Genomic DNA, 16,821 nt, shown 5'->3' with positions numbered 1-16,821 from the left:
ACGAGTCGCGGCTCAGCCGGCGATGAACCGCCACGGCAGGGTGCCGGCTTCGAGTCGTCCCTGCTCCCAGGCGAAGACCTGTCCTGTCTCCGAGCCGAGCACCCGTGTCTGGAACAGCTGCGCAGCCCCACCGGAAGACAGGACGGACCGCGCATCGGTGAACGCCGAGAGCTGGTGCAGGGTCATCCAGGTCGGCGGATACAGCGTCCACTCCCCTGCTCCGTGCCGGGCCAGCGCCTCCTGCGGACGGACCCAGGCGACCTCGGCCACTTCGTCGGCGGACGGCGAGACCTCGGCATCGGGTGCCTCCGCGAGGAAGAACCAGGTGCGGATCCGGGTCGGCGCCTCGAGGGGCGGCTGCCACTCGGAGAACATGACGAGGTCGTCGACGTGAAGGCCGACCTCCTCGAAGGTCTCGCGGACCGCGGCGCGGCGTGCCTGTTCGACCTCGCCGTCGCCCGGATGCCGGTCCGCCTGGTCGACCTTGCCGCCGGGGAAGACCCACGCGCCGGCGAAGGATCCTCGTTCGGGACGGCGCATGACGAGCACCTCGAAGCCCTCGTCCACCGCACGCACGAGTACGGCGGTGCCGGCGAGAGGCAGGGGACGATCGGCTGTGCTCACCCCGTCACTCTATGACGCACCGGCTACGACGCGACGGCTATCACGCGACCGCTACGACGCGACGAGCTGCGGGACCGCTGGACGGCGCCTTTCGACCCGATAGGAGAGCAGAGCGATGAGCAGTCCGGCCACCGCGAGTGCCGCCCCGGTCCATGCGGGCGCCGTGAAACCCCACCCTGCCGCGATGACCACACCCCCGAGGAAAGCGCCGAGGCTGTTGCCGATGTTCAACGCCGAGTGGTTCATCGCCGCCGCGATCGACTGGTTGTCCCCTGCGACGTCCATGAGCCGTGTCTGGATCGTCGGGCTCAGGATCGACGAGACGAAGCCGACGACGAGCACCAGCAGGCCGAGGGTCACGATCCAGAACGCCAGCAGCGCGAGCAGCACGAACACGACGCCCATCGCCGCGAGGCCGAGGAGCAGAGTGCGTCGCAGGTCGATGTCGGCGAGATGCCCCCCGACGAGGTTTCCGGCCGTCATCCCGAGGCCCATCAGGACGAGGACGATCGGCACCGCCCACTCCGGGGATCCGGCGACCTCGGTCACGAGCGGCGCGATGTAGCTGTAGACCGCGAAGAATCCGCCGAAGCCGATCGCGCCGACCCCGAGCGTGAACCACACCTGAGGGATGCGGAACACGCGCAGCTCCTGGCGCATCGTTCGACCGGGATCTCCAGGATGCTCGGGCACGAACAGCGCGATGAACAGCGTCGCCAACGCGAACACCAGCGCGACGACCGCGAAGGCCGCCCGCCACCCCCACTGCTGCCCGAGGAACGTCCCCAACGGCACACCGACGACGTTCGCGACCGTCAGACCGGTGAGGATGAACGCGACGCCCTTCGCTCGTTTGCCCGGCCCCATGACGTCGGCGGCGACGAGCGCACCGATCCCGAAATAGGCACCGTGCGGAAGGCCTGCGAGGAACCGTGATGCGGCGACCAGCTCGAAGCTCGGGAGCACGACCGTGAGCGCATTGAACAGGGCGAGCGACAGGGCGAGCACGATCATCACGCGATGCCGCGGATAGCGCGCTACGAAGCCGGCGATGGTCGGAGCACCCACCACGACGCCGAGCGCATACAGCGAGATGAGCCATCCGGCCTGACTCAGCGCTTCTTCCTGGCTGGTCGCCCAGAGCGCAGGCAGCAGGTCTGCGGCGATGTTCGGCAGCAGCCCCATGACCACGAACTCGGTCATGCCGATGCCGAAACTGCCGATGGCGAGAGAGAGGAGCGCCCACTTCGCCGCACCCCTCGATTCAGTCGAGGGATTCACCGGTACAGCTTAGCGGTCGCCTGAGTCCTCGATCGCCGCCTCGAGACGTTCGATCTTGGCGTCCAGCTCGCCCGAGTAGCCGGGGCGGATGTCGGCCTTGAGCACGAGCGAGACGCGCGAGCCGAATGGCATGACCGCCTCGGTGGCGCGCTTGACCACGTCCATGACCGTGTCCCAGTCCGGGCCCTCGATCTCGGTGAACATGCTCGTGGTGCGGTGCGGCAGTCCCGACTCGCGCACCACACGCACGGCGGCGGCGACGGCGTCGTGCACGGAGGCGTCAGTGCGCTCGGTCCCCTCGGCGGGGACGCCGCTGGGGGCGACGGAGAAGGCGATCAGCATGGAATCACTCCTGAGGTTTCGAGGGACGGATGGCGGGTACCCGCACGAGTGCGCGGATGCCGAGGATGAGCAGGACGAGTAGGAGGAGGTTGCGCATGGTCAACACGGCAACCGCGAGAACGTCCGCGCGCAGCAGGGCGTCGTAGCCGAGCGGATACACCAGACAGGTGAACAGGCACAGCGCGAGCACGATGACCGCCGGCACGCGTGCCCTGGATCGATCGAGGACGATCCACAGGATCACCGGTGCGAGCAACCAAGTCTGGAACTGGGGCGACCCGACCTTGTTCGTGACGATCAGGGTGACCACCAGCGTCAGGGCAAGCGGAGGGAACAGTCGGGCGAACGCGGCACCGCGGACCGCCTTCACCGCGCCGATCCCGGTGACCGCAACGACGGCGATCGCCATGACGGGTGTCAGGGCCGCAGCGACCGCATCGACACCCGGTGCCGTGATCTGGAAGGTCAGGATCTCGAAGCTGTACTCGATGCGCGCAGCCCCCGCGACCGCCAGCCAGAGGAAGGGCGTCGCCGCGACGGCCTCGATCTGTAGACCTCGTCCTGTCTGCTCGGTGAGGAAACCGAGGATCTCGGTGTCCGCGCCGAGCAGCAGCAGCACGACGGCGACCGCTGCCGTGACGACCACCGCGCCGAACAGCATCCGGAGCCTCGCACGCGCCGCGACCAGCGCGGCGACGACGAGCGCGCCGGGCCAGATCTTGATCCAGGCCCCGATCGTCAGCAACGCGGCGGCGATCGTCGGCCGGGAGACGAGCCACAGCCCGGCGATCACGGCGATCGGTACGGTGATCGCGTCGATCCGATACAGCGCGATGGGTCCGAGGAACAGCAGAGCGGCGCACCAGAACCAGCCGGCTGCGCGCCGAGCGCGAGACGGAGACCTGCCGACCAGCACGACGAAAGCGATCACGTCGAGCACCACGACCAGCACCGCCCAGCCCACCAGGTAGGCGCTCGAGGCTCCGAGGAGCGGCACCAACGGCGCGGCGAGTCCCGCAGCCAGGAGCATGGGCACGAGGGCGAGCTGCGGATACACCCACGTCTCGGTGACACCGACGATCGCGCCTCCGCCGAGGGCCGACGACGCCCAGGGTTCGTACACCAGCACCACGTCACCCATCGGCTGGCTCGGATACACCCATCCCAGTGCTGCCGTCAGCACGTGCGCGAACACGAACGCCGACCACAGCGCGAGCACTCCCGACCTGAGGCGGCGGTTCACTCCCAGACGTCCCTGATCGCGAGCGGAAGGGCTTCGGCGACGTCCATCGCCACGATCGGATGCCCGGGACCGCCGTCGATCACGTCGGCGGCGATGCGCGCGGCGTGACCGTGGAGCCATGCCCCCGCGGCCGCGACGTCGGCGAACGGCGCACCCGGATTCGCGGCGGTCACCGCACCGAGGACTCCGGCGAGCACGTCTCCGGTTCCGGCGGTGGCCAGCCAGCCCGTCCCCGCCTCGACCGCGATCACCTCGGCGTCAGGAGCGGCGATCAGCGTGCGCGCCCCCTTGAGCAGCACGGTTCCGCCGATCTTCACCGCGACCTGGTGCGCTGCCTCGGTCCGATCGTCGCCATCCGTCTGCACGCGCAACCGCTCCTGCAAACGCGAGAACTCCCGCGCGTGCGGGGTCACGAGGAACGGAGCACGGGCCCCTGGTGCGAGATCCAGGGCCCCGGCGTCGATGACGACGGGAGCCGCGCCCGCGAGGATCTCCCGGAGTGCGATGCTCTCGTCGTTGGTGCGTTGGGCGGGGTCGGTGCCCGAGCCGATGACCCAGGCGTCGACGCGCGAGTGGCCGGCATCGGCGCCGACGACCGTCTCCGGCCGGCGCGAGAGCACCCGGTCCGCCACGCGCTCGTCGCCGACGAACCGCACGAAACCGGCACCTGCGCGCCAGGCGGCTTCGACGCCGAGCACCGCGGCACCCGGATAGGCGGGCGATCCGGTGCGCACGGCCACCACGCCGCGCGCATACTTGTCGTCCTCCGGCGTCGGCGGACGGAAGTACCGCGCCGTATCGCTGCGTGACCACTCGCGCACCTCGACCATGGCTCCACGTTAGTGCGACGGCCCTCGGTGCGCGTGCGCGACGGTAGCGTCGAACCGTGAGTCTTCTCTTCTCCCCCTTGCACCTGCGCTCCGTCACATTCCGCAACCGTCTCTGGGTCTCCCCGATGTGCATGTACAGCGCCGTCGACGGCCTCGTGCAGGAGTGGCACCACACGCACCTGTCTCAGTTCGCCTCCGGCGGGGCGGGGCTGATCGTCGCGGAGGCGACGGCGGTCGTCCCGGAAGGACGGATCTCCCCGCGCGATGCCGGACTCTGGAACGACGAGCAGCGGGATGCCTGGACACCGATCGTGACGGCGATCCATGACCGCGGCGCGACCGCCGGCATCCAGCTCGCCCATGCCGGGAGGAAGGCCTCGACGTGGTGGCCGTGGGCGGATGCGCGCGGGTCGGTGCCCTCCGCAGACGGCGGGTGGACGACGACGGCTCCCTCCGCGATCGCGTTCGACGGGTTCGCCGCTCCCGTGGCTCTCGATCTCGAGGGAATCGACCGCGTGGTCGACGCCTTCGCCGCCGCACGCCGCGCCGTCGATGCCGGCTTCGACGTCCTGGAGATCCACGGAGCACACGGGTACCTCCTGCACCAGTTCCTGTCGCCGCTGTCGAACCTCCGCGACGGCGAGTACGGCGGCTCGCTCGAGAATCGCGCGCGGCTGCTGCTGCGCGTCGTGGACGCCGTCCGCGAGGTCACGGGTGACGGCGTCCCGCTCTTCGTCCGTATCTCTGCGACCGACCATGCGGACGGCGGGTTCACGGCCGAGGAGGCGACCGTCGTCGGGGACTGGGCGGCAGCACACGGCGCGGACCTGATCGACGTGTCCAGCGGCGGCCTCGTGGCGCATCAGCGGATCGACGTCTTCCCCGGCTACCAGGTGCCGCTCGCCGAGACCGTGCGCCGGGGCGGACGCATCCCGGTCTCGGCCGTCGGACTCATCACTGCGGCCGCACAGGCGGAGCAGGTGCTCGCCGATGGTGCGGCCGACGCGATCTTCGCTGGCAGGGAGTGGCTGCGCGACCCGCATTTCGCCCTGCGCGCGGCGCACGAGCTGGGCGCAGAGGTCTCCTGGCCCCCGCAGTACGAACGCGCACGCTGGCGCTGACGCACCCGATCATGACGATGGCCGCCGAACCCGTCCGGGTCGGCGGCCATCATCATCGGATCAGCGCCCGCGGAACCGCCGGGTCGCGTCCTGCACCTCTCCGACCAGCTCCTCGAGGATGTCCTCCAGGAACAGCACCGCGGTGGTGTCGCCCCTGGCGTTGCGCACCTTGGCCAGGTGCCGTCCGGCGCGGCGCATGACCGCGAGCGCGTCCTCCAGATCGGTGTCCTCCTGCACGGGCACCATGTGATGAATGCGCTTCGCCGGGAGGGGTTCGACCATCTTGGTCTCCGCGTCGGGTCCCTCGGAGGCGCGAAGGATGTCCTTCAGGTGCACGTAGCCGATCGGCACCTCGGCGTCGTCGACGATCACATAGCGGGAGAATCCGTAACGGGCGACGGCCTTCTCGATGTCTTCCGGGGTGGTCGATTGCGGAAGCGTCACCAGGTCGCTCAGGGGCACAGCGACGTCACGCGCCTTCTTGTCCGTGAACTCGACGGCTGCCGTGACGGTGCCCGCCGCATCCATCAGCACGCCCTCGCGCCGCGACTGGCTGACGATGGTCGCCACCTCGTCGAGCGTGAAGGTCGATGCGGCCTCGTTCTTCGGCTCGACGCGGAAGAGACGCAGCACGCCGTTCGCCGCCGCGTTGAGCACCCAGATCACCGGCATGAACACCTTCGACACCCACACCAGCGGCGGGGCGAGGAGCAGCACGGCACGGTCGGGCACCGAGAACGCCAGGTTCTTCGGCACCATCTCGCCGAACACCACGTGCAGGAACGACACGATCAGCAGGGCGATCGTGAACGACACCGCATCCACCGCGCCGTCCGGCCATCCGAGCGCGTGCAGCGGCACGGCCAGCAGGTGGTGGATGGCCGGTTCCGACACGTTCAGGATCAGCAGCGAGCAGATCGTGATGCCGAGCTGCGATGTCGCGAGCATGAGCGTCGCGTGCTCCATCGCATACAGCGCGGTCTTGGCAGCGCGCGACCCCTGCTCCGCGCGCGGCTCGATCTGCGACCGTCGCGCGGAGATGACGGCGAACTCGCCACCGACGAAGAACGCGTTCGCGACGAGAAGCACGACGAGCCAGGCGAGTCCTCCCCAATCGTTCATCGGGTGGCCTCCTCGTCGGCGTCGACCGGTCTCGGCACGTAACGGACACGATCGACGCGCCGGCCGTCCATGCGCACGACCTGCAGGGTGCCGCTGTCGAGGGGCACCTCGTCGCCGACGGACGGCACACGCTCGAGCACGCTCATGACGTAGCCGCCGACGGTGTCGTACACCTCGCCCTCCGGCACCTCGACGCCCGCGCGTCGGCGCACCTCATCAGGTCGGAGCTCGCCGGGGAACGTGATGCCCTCGCGGTTGCGGATGACGCCGGCCCTGGTGCGGTCGTGCTCGTCGGCGACCTCGCCGACGAGCTCCTCCACGAGATCTTCCAGCGTCACGAGTCCCGCCGTGCCGCCGTACTCGTCGACGACGACGGCGAGCTGATATCCGCGCGCACGCAACTCGGCGATCAGGCCGTCGACGTGCACGGTCTCGGGCACACGCAGGGGCTCGGTCGAGAGCGCACCGACCGGCACTTCCGCCCGACGGTCGCGGGGCACCGAGATCGCCGCCTTCAGATGCACGACGCCCGTGATGTCGTCCAGGTCGTCGTCGTACACGGGAAAGCGGCTGTGGCCGGTGCGGCGGGCGAGCTGGATGACGTCGTCGACCGAGTCGCTCGCGGCGATCGCGTGCATGCTCGGGCGGGCCGTCATGACGTCGGCGGCCGTGAGCCGGGAGAAGGTGAGAGTGCGGTCGAGCAGCGTCGCGGTGTCAGCTTCGAGCAGGCCGGCGCTGGCGGAGCGTCGGACGAGCGACGAGCTCCTCAGCGCTGCGGGCGCCGGAGAGCTCCTCCTTCGGCTCGATCCCCATGCTGCGCAGCACGCCGTTTGCGCTGCCGTTGAGCACCACGACGGCCGGCTTGAAGATCGTGGTGAAGGCAGTCTGGAACGGGACGACGAGCTTGGCGGTGGCCAGCGGCAGCGCGAGCGCGAAGTTCTTCGGGACGAGCTCTCCGAGGATCATCGACAGCACGGTGGCGACGAGCATCGCGACGATGGTCGCGATCGGCGCGACGGCGGCCTCGGGAATGCTCCAGGCGATGAGCGTCGGTCGGAGCAGGTTCGACAGCGCGGGCTCCATCGTGTAACCGGTGAGGAGCGTCGTCAGGGTGATGCCGAGCTGCGCCGCGGAAAGATGCGTCGATGTGTGCTTGAGCGCGCTGATCGTGAGCGAGAGCCGGGATTCGCCTCGTGCCTGCCGCGCCTCCAGATCGGCGCGGTCGAGGTTGACCAGCGCGAACTCGCTCGCGACGAAGAGGCCGGTGCCGACCGTGAGCAGGAGCCCCACGCCCAACATGATGTAGTCCATCAGAGGTTCCTCTCCGGTGAGAGAGGCGGACAGTGGGGCGATGTTCTGCAACTGGGAGGGTCGTCCATTATGCGGACGATTGTACAGAAGACGGCTGTGCGCGCGCTCGCCCGATCACCAACTGACCGGCAGCGCCTTCCCCTCCTCGTACCCCGCGGCCGACTGGAGTCCGACCAGCGCGCGGTCGTGGAACTCCGGCACCGATGAGGCCCCGGCATAGGTGAACGAGGACCGGACGCCCGAGGTGATCATGTCGAGGAGGTCCTCGACACCGGGGCGCAGGGGGTCCAGGTAGATCTTGGACGAGGAGATGCCCTCGGCGAACAGCTCCTTGCGAGCCCGCTCGTACGCGTCGAGGCGTCCGAACCGCGCCTGCACCGCCTTGGTCGACGCCATGCCCCACGACTCCTTGAACAGACGCCCCTCGGCGTCACGCTGCAGCTCCCCCGGCGCTTCGATGGTGCCGGCGAACCATGACCCGACCATGACCGATGCCGCGCCGGCCGCGAGGGCGAGAGCCACGTCGCGGGGATACCGCACGCCACCGTCGGCCCAGACGTGGGCTCCGAGTTCCCGTGCGGCCTGCGCGGTCTCGAGCACGGCAGAGAACTGTGGGCGTCCGACGGCCGTCATCATCCGGGTCGTGCACATCGCCCCGGGCCCGACGCCGACCTTGAGGATCGATGCACCCGCGTCGACCAGGTCGGCCACGCCGTCGGCCGTGACGATGTTGCCCGCGACGATGGGCAGCCCGAGATCGAGGGCGGCGACGGCGCGCAGCGCCGTGAGCATGCCCTCCTGGTGGCCGTGGGCCGTGTCGACGACCAGTACGTCGACACCCGCCGCGGCCAGTGCACGGGCCTTCGCGGCGACGTCGCCGTTGATGCCGACAGCGGCCGCGACGGCGAGACGGCCGTCCGCATCGACCGCGGGGGTGTAGAGCGTCGAACGGAGCGCACTGCGCGCGCTGAGCGTGCCGACGAGGTGACCGTGGTGCACGACCGTGACCATCTCGACGTCGGCGTCCGTGATGACGTCGAACGCGTGCCGCTCCGATCCGATGTCATCCGCGTCGATGGACGGCGTGCCACGGTGCACGAGGTCGCCGAGCTGCGCATCGGGCAGCGCGGTCGCGAGGCGTGTCGCCGGGAGCACTCCGACGATGCGTGCCACCTCGAACGGGGCGGAACCCTGCGCGACCACGATCCCGTGCCCAGGGGTGGCGGGGAGCAGCCGGAGCGCGTCGGCGACCGAGGCCTCCGGCGGGAGGACGATCGGCGTGTCCCACAGCACGGGCTGGGCCTTCACCTCGCGGATCGCGGAGTCGAGGTCCTGCAGCGGCAGGTCCTGCGGGAGAACGCCGAGCGCCCCGCGGCGCGCGAGGACGGCCGCGATGCGGGGACCCGTGACCGAGTTCATGTTCGACGCGACGATCGGCAGGGTGGCCGGGGTGCCGTCGAGCGGCGCGAGGTCGACCTGGAGGCGACTGGTGACGGCGGATCGGCGCGGCACGAGGAACACGTCCGAGTAGGTCAGATCGACGGTCGGTTGCGCTCCTGAGAACTCCATGTCTCCACGGTACTCAGAACACGCCGGTATGGGCGCACGGCTTCGACGATTCCCCGAGCGAAACAGGTTAGGCTTGTTGGTCGAGAGTGTGCGGGCCCGAACGCATCCTGCGTCGTGCGCCCCCACAGGACAGCTTCAGCGATGAAAGAGGGCGATAGAGCGTGTCGAACCAGGTGACCGGCGTCGGTGGCGACGGGGGGTTCGGAGCCAATTCCTGGCTCGTCGAAGAGCTCTACGAGCAGTTCAAGGTGAACCGCGACTCGGTCGACAAGGAGTGGTGGCCGATTCTCGAGAAGTACCACTCCGAGACCGGGGGTCCCGGCGCGGGCGCACCCGCCGCGGCGAACGATCAGACCGCGCATCCGGTCACCGCACCCATACCGGTCATCGGCTCGCAGCCGGTGGCCCGCACGACCGCCAAGCCGGCCGCCACCGCCCCGATCCCCGCTCAGGCCCCGAAGCCCGCGCCGAAGCCCGAGACGAAGGAAGCGGTCGAGCCCGTCGAGGAGGACAAGGTCACGCCGCTGCGCGGACTTCCGAAGACCCTCGCCGCGAACATGGACGAGTCGCTGACCGTCCCGACCGCCACCAGCGTGCGCACCGTGCCCGCGAAGCTGATGATCGACAACCGCATCGTCATCAACAACCACATGGCGCGCACGCGCGGCGGCAAGATCAGCTTCACGCACCTCATCGGCTGGGCGCTGATCCGCACGCTCGACGAGTTCCGCAGCCAGAACGTGTTCTACGCCGAGGTCGACGGCAAGCCCTCCGTCGTCGCGCCGGCCCACGTCAACCTGGGCATCGCGATCGATCTGCCCAAGCCCGACGGCACGCGCGCGCTCATGGTGCCCAGCATCAAGCGTGCCGACACCATGACCTTCACCGAGTACCTCACCGCGTACGAGGATCTGGTCACGCGTGCCCGCGGCAACAAGCTGACGGCTGCGGACTTCCAGGGCACGACCGTGTCCCTCACGAACCCCGGCGGTATCGGCACCGTCCACTCCGTCCCCCGGCTCATGAAGGGCCAGGGCTGCATCATCGGCGCCGGCGCGCTCGAGTACCCGGCCGAGTTCCAGGGTGCGAGCGAGAAGACGCTCAACGAGCTCGCGATCGGCAAGACGATCACGCTCACCAGCACCTACGACCACCGCGTCATCCAGGGTGCAGGCTCCGGCGAGTTCCTCAAGAAGGTGCACGAGCTGCTCGTCGGGCAGCGCGGGTTCTACGACGACATCTTCGCCGCGCTGCGCATCCCCTACGCACCGATCCGGTGGAACCCGGACATCGCGGTCGACCTCGCCGAGCGTGTCGACAAGCAGTCCAGGGTCCAGGAGCTCATCAACTCGTTCCGCGTGCGTGGTCATCTGATGGCCGACATCGACCCGCTCGAGTACGTGCAGCGCTCGCACCCCGACCTCGAGATCGAGAGCCACGGCCTCACCTTCTGGGACCTCGACCGCGAGTTCGTCACCGGCGGTTTCGGTGGTCGCCGCGTCGCGAAGCTCCGTGACATCCTCGGCGTGCTCCGCGACTCGTACTGCCGCACGCTCGGCATCGAGTACATGCACATCCAGGACCCCGAGCAGCGCCGGTGGTTCCAGGAGAAGGTCGAGGTCAAGTACCAGAAGCCCGGCCACGACGAGCAGCTCCGCGTCCTCCGCAAGCTCAACGAGGCCGAGGCGTTCGAGACCTTCCTGCAGACGAAGTTCGTCGGGCAGAAGCGCTTCTCGCTCGAGGGCGGCGAATCGCTGATCCCACTCCTCGACGAGATCCTCCAGGGCGCGGCGACCGCAGGGCTCGAAGGCGCCGCGATCGGCATGGCGCACCGCGGCCGCCTCAACGTGCTCACCAACATCGCGGGCAAGACCTACGGCCAGGTTTTCCGCGAGTTCGAAGGCACCCAGACACCCGGCAACCAGCGCGGCTCCGGTGACGTGAAGTACCATCTCGGCACCGAGGGCACCTTCGTCGCCGACGACGAGTCCGAGCTGCCGGTGTACCTCGCGGCGAACCCGTCTCACCTGGAGACGGTCGACGGCGTGCTCGAGGGCATCGTCCGCGCCAAGCAGGACCGCAAGCCGATCGGCACCTTCGCCTGGCTGCCGATCCTCGTGCACGGAGACGCCGCGTTCGCCGGGCAGGGCGTCGTGGTCGAGACGCTCCAGATGTCGCAGCTGCGCGGCTACCGCACGGGTGGCACGATCCACGTCGTCGTGAACAACCAGGTCGGCTTCACCACCACCCCGAACGACGGACGCACGTCGATCTACTCGACGGATGTCGCCAAGACCATCCAGGCGCCGGTGTTCCACGTGAACGGCGACGACCCCGAGGCCGTGATCCACGTCGCCCAGTTGGCGTTCGAGTACCGCGAGCGCTTCCACCGTGACGTCGTGATCGATCTCGTCTGCTACCGCCGACGCGGACACAACGAGGGCGACGACCCCTCGATGACGCAGCCGCTGATGACCGACCTGATCCAGGCGAAGCGCTCCGTCCGCCGTCTGTACACGGAGTCGCTCGTCGGCCGCGGTGACATCACCGAGCAGGAGTACGACGAGGCCAAGGCCGACTTCCAGAACCGCCTCGAGATCGCGTTCGCCGAGACGCACGCGGCCGAGACGGGCGCGACGCCGATCGCACCGGAGCTGCCTCCCGTCGAGGACCAGGTCGGCGCCCCCGAGGTCACCGGAGTGCCGAGCGAGGTCATCCAGCTGATCGGCGACGCCTTCGTGAACAAGCCAGAGGGCTTCACGGTGCACCCGAAGATCCAGCAGCTGCTCGAGAAGCGCCTCGACATGAGCCGAAACGGCAGCATCGACTGGGGCTTCGGCGAGCTGCTCGCGTTCGGCTCGCTGCTGGTCGAAGGCACCCCGTCCGTCTCGCCGGACAGGACGCCCGCCGTGGCACGTTCGTGCAGCGCCACGCCGCTTTGCACGACAGGGCGAACGGTCAGGAATGGCTGCCGCTGTCGAACCTGTCCGACGCGCAGGGCCGGTTCTTCATCTACGATTCGCTGCTCAGCGAGTACGCCGCGCTCGGGTTCGAGTACGGCTACTCCGTGGAGGCGCCTGAAGCCCTCGTGCTCTGGGAGGCGCAGTTCGGTGACTTCGTCAACGGTGCGCAGTCTGTCATCGACGAGTACATCTCGGCGGCCGAGCAGAAGTGGGGGCAGCAGTCGAGTGTGACGCTGCTCCTCCCCCACGGCTACGAGGGCCAGGGACCTGACCACTCGTCGGCTCGCATCGAGCGCTTCCTGCAGCTGTGCGCGCAGGACAACATGATCGTGTCGCGCCCGTCGACTCCCGCGTCGTACTTCCATCTGCTGCGACGCCAGGCCTACGCCCGTCCGCGCAAGCCGCTCATCGTCTTCACCCCGAAGGCGATGCTGCGTCTGCGCGGCGCCACGAGCCCCGTGGAGGCCTTCACCCAGGGTCGCTTCGAGCCGGTCATCGATGACGACCGCGGGCTCGACCGCAATGCCGTCAAGCGCGTCCTCGTGCACTCCGGAAAGGTGCATTGGGATCTGCGCGCCGAGCTCGAGAAGAACCCGAACCCCGAGGTCGCCCTCGTCCGGCTCGAGCAGCTGTACCCGACGCCGATCGACTCCCTCAAGGCCATCACCGACTCGTACCCGAACGCCGAGCTGGTGTGGGTGCAGGAAGAGCCGGAGAACCAGGGCGCCTGGCCGTTCCTGGCCCTGGCCTTCGCCGACGTCCCCGGCGACCGGTCGTTCCGTCCCGTCTCGCGTCCGGCCTCCGCGTCGCCCGCGACCGGATCCTCGAAGGTCCACGCAGCCGAGCAGGCCGCACTGATCCGCTCGGCCGTCACACCCGGCTGATCGCGATCGACGACGAAGGGCGCCTCGACTCGGTCGGGGCGCCCTTCTCGTCTTCACGGCCGGCCTGCGGCGTGGCTCAGCCCGTGACGAGCGGCACCCGCGCCAGGCGCAGGTCGGAGCCCAGGTGGCTCCTGGCACGCTCCAGCGCCGGAGCAGCCGCCCCGGCCGCGCCCAAGACGAGCAGGGCTGCGCCCAGCACCGGCGGGGCATCGACGATCTGCAGGCGGGCCGCCGGCGCGTGTTCCGCCAGCCCGGCCCGGATGGTGTCGAGCAGAAGGGGGTTCCTGCCTCGGGCGACGCCCCCGCCGAACACCACGGGCACCTCGACTTCGCGGAGCCCGAGCCGGTTCACACAGGCGCGCACGAAAGCCACCACTTCATCCGCCTGCCTCTGCACGATGCCCCGAGCCACTGCGTCGCCTGCCGTCGCGGCCTCGAACAGCATCGGGCTGAGGGTGGCGAACCCCTGCTCTTCCCGCCGACCGAGGTGAACGTCTTCGATGAACGCCGCCACCGTCGTCGCCTCGACGGCACGCAGGAGCAGTGGGACGAGCGCGGTCTCCGGTCCGCGACCGTCTTCGGCGCGGGCGGCGTGCCAGACGACGGCGTCGCCGAGCTCGGAACCACCGCCCCAGTCGCCGGACAGGGGTCCCAGTGCGGGAAAGCGCACCTGTGCGCCGTCAGCGCGGACCCCGATCGCATTCATGCCGGTTCCACAGATCACGGCGATCGCGTCCTCCGCGTCGGTGCCGGCACGAAGGAGCGCGTGCAGATCGTTCTCGATGACGGCGCCTTCCGCCCAGGGCAGCGAGGAGATCGCGTCGCGGAAGGCCGCGATCTCCTCCGCGAGATCGAGCCCGGAGAGATACAGCCCCACCTCGATGAGCTCACCCGGCTGGTTGTCTCCGAGGGCACGGCGCACGAGGTCGTCGATCACCCGCACCGACTGGTCCAGCCCATCGATCTGCGGGCTCGATCCGGGTCCACGCTCCCACGCCAGGACACGGCCGGTGATGTCGAGGAGCACGACATCCGTCTTGGAGCCGCCGCCGTCGACGGCGAGGACCAGCGCCGGTCGATCCGTGGCGCTCACGCCCACTCCAGGAACCGCGAATTGGCAGCCAGAAGCAGGTCGGTCAATTTCTCCGCACGTTCGTGCTGCAGCACCAGCGGGTGCGCACGCATCGCACGAAGCACCCGATCACGCCCACCGCCGATCGCGGCGTCGAGCGCGAGGCGCTCATATCCCGCGACCGCACCGATCAGGCCGCTGATGTCGTCCGGGAGGGCGGCGACCGGCTCGGCCACGAACCGCCCGTCGATGTGGCGCGCGGGGACCTCGATCACGTGGTCGTCGGGGAGGAACGGCAGCACACCGTCGTTGCGCAGGTTGACCACTCGCGGCTGATCCGTGCCACCGCGGATCGCGATCAGCAGCTCGATGGCCGCTTCGGAGTAGAACGCGCCACCACGCTTCCCGAGGATCTCCGGCTTGGTGTCGACGCGGGGGTCGGCGTAGAGGCCGAGGAGGTCGTTCTCGATCGCGCGCACCTCGGCAGCCCTGGTGTCGTTGTGGCGCTGTTCATGCAGCACCTCGTCGTGTGCGTAGTAGTAGCGCAGGTAGTACGAGGGGATCACTCCGAGTTGAGCGAGCAGCGCCGGAGCGAGCTCCACCGTGTCCGCCAGCTCGCCGACGCGGGTCTCGAGCGCCTCGGGCAGCCGGTCGACGCCGTCGATGAAGACGCCGCGCTCCCAGGTGAGGTGATTGAGCCCCACATGGGCGAGGGCCACCCGATCGGGCTCCACTCCTGCCTCTTCGGCGAAGCGCCGCTGGAAGCCGATCGCGACGTTGCACAGTCCGACCGCGCGATGCCCCGCCTGCAGAAGCGCGCGGGTGACGATGCCGACGGGGTTCGTGAAGTCCACGATCCATGCATCGGGCTTGGCGTGCCGGCGCACGACGTCGGCGATGCGGAGCACGACCGGCACGGTCCGCAGAGCCTTCGCGAGGCCGCCCGGTCCCGTCGTCTCCTGGCCGATGCAGTCGACCTCGTGCGGCCAGCTCTCGTCCTGCTCCCTGGCGTCCTGTCCACCGACGCGCAGCTGGATGAGAACCGCATCCGCTTCGCTCACACCCGCGACCAGGTCATCGGTCGTGAGAAGCCTGGCGGCGTGTCCTGCCTTGGCCAGCATGCGTCGGGACACGGCTCCGACGAGCTCCAGACGGGTCGGATCCGAGTCGACCAGCACCAGCTCCTCGATGGGCAGTTCACGCTGCAGGCGGATGAATCCGTCGACGAGCTCCGGGGTGTACGTCGATCCTCCGCCGACGATGGCCAGTTTCATCTGGTCTCCTTGTTCCTGATGGTCGTCCGCCCGCCGATGGGCGTCAGTCTGTGGGGATGCGTTCTTCGAGAAGGGTGCGGATCTGTTCGACGAGCAGTCGACGCGCGCCCACGAGCACGGCGCTCTCGCCCGTGCCGCTGACACGCACCGCCGGAACGGGTCTCTCGTCGGCCGCGGCCGCTCCGCGACCAGCTCCGCCAGGCGGCGCCCGCCAGCAAGGCCCGTGGGTCCGCCCAGCACGATCATGGCGGGGTCGAGCACCACGAGCACCGGTTCGATCGTGAGGGCGATGCGCTCAGCGACGGTGCGCAGGGCTGCGTCGTCCTCGGCGAGGGCACGGATGCCGCGTGAGTTCGTGCCGTGATCGGCGAGGAGGTCGAGGATCACCTGCGAGCCCAGCAGGTCGGTGGTCACGGCTCCGGGCTTCCCGGTTCCGGCCGACACCGTCAGGTACCCGATCTCACCCGCGCTCCCGTGCGCACCGCGATGGATCGTGCCGCCCAGGTCGACGCCGACACCGAGGCCGACGCCCACCCAGAGGAAGGCGAAGCTATCGACCTCCTGCGCCACACCGACGGCGCGCTCCGCCATCGTGGCGAGGTTCACATCGTTCTCCAGAGTGACGGAGACGCCGAGCTCGGCCTCGATCCGGGCTCTGGCACCGAACGCCGGCCACCCGGGAAGGGAGTCGGTCAGCGACAGCGTGTCCTGCCCGCTGCTGACGGCGGCCTGCACGCCGACGGTCACCGCCTCGATCGTGGTGCGGTCGGAGCCGGCGGCGTCACAGGCGGCGTCGATGGCACGGGCGATGTCCCGCTCGGGCGAGCGCTCCTCGTCACGGACCGGAAGCTCGACGATGGGGTACTCGGTCCCCGCCGCGTCGACCAGCACCGCCTGGATGCTGTCGTCGAGCATGTTCACGGCCACACCGGCGACCCGGTCAGTCCGCACGCCCCAACTGACCGCACTCGGCCCGCGGCTCCCGGCGATCTCGCCGACCGGCAGCACCAGATCCGCACGCTCGAGTCGCGCGATCATCTGGGTCGCCGTCGGTTTCGACATCCCGGACAGCTCGCCCAGGCGCGAACGCGTGAGCGGGCCGTGCTCGAGGATCAGCCGCAGCGCCTCGCGGTCGTTCCTGGTACGCAGCCAGGCCGAGGTTCCCGGGTCGATCTGTGACATTGA

Annotated in this window: 10 protein-coding genes and 2 pseudogenes; 2 read left to right on the top strand and 10 right to left on the bottom strand. The window is 69.5% G+C overall.

The features are described from left to right. Positions 1 to 12: 12 nt before the first annotated feature. From G4G29_RS07920 to G4G29_RS07900, 5 genes are read right to left on the bottom strand one after another with little or no spacing between them, the layout of a single operon-like run. Positions 13 to 624 carry an NUDIX hydrolase gene (locus G4G29_RS07920; protein WP_183152406.1) on the bottom strand — a complete coding sequence of 204 codons (612 nt, stop codon included), beginning with the start codon at positions 622 to 624 and terminating at the stop codon, positions 13 to 15. A 51-nt stretch (positions 625 to 675) separates the two neighbouring features. After that, positions 676 to 1,905, bottom strand: coding sequence for an MFS transporter (locus tag G4G29_RS07915; RefSeq protein WP_183152405.1), 1,230 nt, complete (start codon positions 1,903 to 1,905; stop codon positions 676 to 678). A 9-nt stretch (positions 1,906 to 1,914) separates the two neighbouring features. Then, positions 1,915 to 2,247 (bottom strand): thiamine-binding protein, encoded by a 333-nt coding sequence (locus G4G29_RS07910; protein ID WP_183152404.1) that lies wholly within the window; start codon positions 2,245 to 2,247, stop codon positions 1,915 to 1,917. A 4-nt stretch (positions 2,248 to 2,251) separates the two neighbouring features. Continuing rightward, positions 2,252 to 3,490: a hypothetical protein gene (locus G4G29_RS07905; protein WP_244632520.1), complete on the bottom strand. Its 1,239-nt coding sequence runs from the start codon at positions 3,488 to 3,490 to the stop codon at positions 2,252 to 2,254. Continuing rightward, entirely contained in the window at positions 3,487 to 4,320 is an 834-nt protein-coding gene (locus tag G4G29_RS07900) for an NAD(P)H-hydrate dehydratase (RefSeq protein ID WP_183152403.1), read from the bottom strand. Before G4G29_RS07900 ends, G4G29_RS07905 begins: the two co-directional genes overlap by 4 nt. Before the next feature lie 56 nt (positions 4,321 to 4,376). On the opposite strand from G4G29_RS07900, the gene G4G29_RS07895 reads away from it, so the two are divergent. Next, entirely contained in the window at positions 4,377 to 5,441 is a 1,065-nt protein-coding gene (locus tag G4G29_RS07895; RefSeq protein ID WP_183152402.1) for an NADH:flavin oxidoreductase/NADH oxidase, read from the top strand. 60 nt (positions 5,442 to 5,501) lie between these two features. Here the strand turns inward: G4G29_RS07895 and G4G29_RS07890 are convergent, their stop codons facing one another. The 3 genes and pseudogenes from G4G29_RS07890 to G4G29_RS07880 form a co-directional block, all read right to left on the bottom strand. After that, positions 5,502 to 6,563, bottom strand: a complete 1,062-nt coding sequence (locus G4G29_RS07890) for a hemolysin family protein (RefSeq protein ID WP_183152401.1) — start codon at positions 6,561 to 6,563, stop codon at positions 5,502 to 5,504. Next, positions 6,560 to 7,874: pseudogene (locus G4G29_RS07885) on the bottom strand (hemolysin family protein). Before G4G29_RS07885 ends, G4G29_RS07890 begins: the two are co-directional and overlap by 4 nt. 114 nt (positions 7,875 to 7,988) lie before the next feature. After that, positions 7,989 to 9,443 (bottom strand): GuaB1 family IMP dehydrogenase-related protein, encoded by a 1,455-nt coding sequence (locus G4G29_RS07880; protein ID WP_183152400.1) that lies wholly within the window; start codon positions 9,441 to 9,443, stop codon positions 7,989 to 7,991. A gap of 161 nt (positions 9,444 to 9,604) precedes the next feature. On the opposite strand from G4G29_RS07880, the pseudogene G4G29_RS07875 reads away from it, so the two are divergent. Further along, positions 9,605 to 13,290: pseudogene (locus G4G29_RS07875) on the top strand (multifunctional oxoglutarate decarboxylase/oxoglutarate dehydrogenase thiamine pyrophosphate-binding subunit/dihydrolipoyllysine-residue succinyltransferase subunit). Positions 13,291 to 13,366: 76 nt separating this feature from the next. Here G4G29_RS07875 and G4G29_RS07870 read toward each other — a convergent pair. Both G4G29_RS07870 and G4G29_RS21725 read right to left on the bottom strand, forming a co-directional pair. Further along, a complete protein-coding gene (locus G4G29_RS07870; RefSeq protein ID WP_244632519.1) occupies positions 13,367 to 14,383 on the bottom strand; it encodes a BadF/BadG/BcrA/BcrD ATPase family protein in 1,017 nt (338 codons plus the stop codon). Continuing rightward, positions 14,380 to 16,818, bottom strand: coding sequence for an ROK family protein (locus G4G29_RS21725; RefSeq protein ID WP_183152398.1), 2,439 nt, complete (start codon positions 16,816 to 16,818; stop codon positions 14,380 to 14,382). Before G4G29_RS21725 ends, G4G29_RS07870 begins: the two co-directional genes overlap by 4 nt. Positions 16,819 to 16,821 lie beyond the last annotated feature (3 nt).

Source organism: Microbacterium sp. Se63.02b, assembly GCF_014171575.1.
Classification (GTDB): domain Bacteria; phylum Actinomycetota; class Actinomycetes; order Actinomycetales; family Microbacteriaceae; genus Microbacterium.
This window is presented reverse-complemented; position numbering and strand designations above follow the sequence as displayed.

What these genes read in the sequence shown, in the direction of transcription:
- G4G29_RS07880 (WP_183152400.1), bottom strand. Translation starts at nt 9,443, where the DNA reads ATGGAGTTCTCAGGAGCGCAACCGACCGTCGATCTGACCTACTCGGAC.
- G4G29_RS07900 (WP_183152403.1), bottom strand. Translation starts at nt 4,320, where the DNA reads ATGGTCGAGGTGCGCGAGTGGTCACGCAGCGATACGGCGCGGTACTTC.
- G4G29_RS07910 (WP_183152404.1), bottom strand. Translation starts at nt 2,247, where the DNA reads ATGCTGATCGCCTTCTCCGTCGCCCCCAGCGGCGTCCCCGCCGAGGGG.
- G4G29_RS21725 (WP_183152398.1), bottom strand. Translation starts at nt 16,818, where the DNA reads ATGTCACAGATCGACCCGGGAACCTCGGCCTGGCTGCGTACCAGGAAC.
- G4G29_RS07890 (WP_183152401.1), bottom strand. Translation starts at nt 6,563, where the DNA reads ATGAACGATTGGGGAGGACTCGCCTGGCTCGTCGTGCTTCTCGTCGCG.